Raw genomic sequence first — 1,166 nt, forward strand, 5'->3', positions numbered from 1 at the left:
CAATGTCATTAAGTTAAGATGACAATATTTAACCAGGAATTGTATGGAAATATATTTTTCCTGGTTTTTAATATTTACTCAAGCTCAAAAAGTGTAGTCTTGAAACTACATCTGTCAAGGTATATAATAAACTATGTTAGTTATATCTATAGTTAAAGCATACGACAGTCTTTGGCTTGACATGTCGCTTGTATTTTCTGTTGGGTCGAATTGACAGAATCTCTTTAGCTATCAGATACTCTACAGGTGGATTCTTTCCACCTTTTTTTCTTAGAAACTCTCTGATGATATGTATAGATTTTGTAAAATTAACCCGATATGTATATTTGTTTCTGTCCTTTTTAGGAATCTTTATTTCCTGTACAATCCTTTGACAGAAATTATACATGATCATACGTGCATAGATTTCCTGCTGTATGAGTTTTCTTTTCTTGGCATGCAATGCATTGAGTCCAATGGATACTTGAGTTCTCGAAAAGAAGTTTCCTCGCCCCATCTCATATTGTAGATTTCACGGATTTCTTCCATTGAGAAATCCTCTCTGCTTAAATTGGTAATAATAGTTTCATATTTATCATCGGATATTTTGAATCTCACGACCCTACAGTTGAACTCATACCAGGGATTCTCTTTGTCCATAAAATCAAATCTCATTGATTTGGTAATAATTTTATATATTTCAGGACAGGCTTTTGTCATTTTTGTTTGTTTTAAGGTCAGCATTCTAAACACATCAACATCAAACTCACCATCAGGAAATGGTCCTAGTGACTTGGTGATGCTAGTCGTAGATTCAATGTCTTTAACACGAATGATATATTTATGTCCTGAGTGTACAACATGTTCAAAACCATTGTAGGATTCATAGCCTCTATCGGCAATGAAGATGGCTTTCTGTCCATCATATCTGTCAACAAGTTGACAGAAAGCATCATTTTCGTCTTTTTTGGCTTCACCCTGAATGATAATATCATCATATGTACGTTCTAATAGATCATAACTGGCATTCAAATGATAGGCAGAGTAAGGTTTTGCAAGAGTGCCATATCTTAATTCAGTTGTTTCATCGTCAAAGATGGTATTGTCAATAGGCAGTTCACTGCCATCAATGGCCAATAGCCTGTAGCCATGAAATAACTTTTTCTTGAAAGTTTTTTTGTTGAATC

The 1,166-nt window shown here is 34.1% G+C and carries 1 protein-coding gene; it reads right to left on the reverse strand.

Annotated elements, in window-relative coordinates; genetic code table 11:
- Positions 1 to 390: 390 nt before the first annotated feature.
- Positions 391 to 1,166: transposase (locus B5E48_RS13405; RefSeq protein WP_241146995.1), on the reverse strand; the 776-nt coding region annotated here is incomplete at its 5' end.

Source organism: Massilimicrobiota sp. An105 (assembly GCF_002161155.1).
In the GTDB taxonomy this organism is placed as follows: Bacteria; Bacillota_I; Bacilli_A; order Erysipelotrichales; family Coprobacillaceae; genus Allocoprobacillus; species Allocoprobacillus merdigallinarum.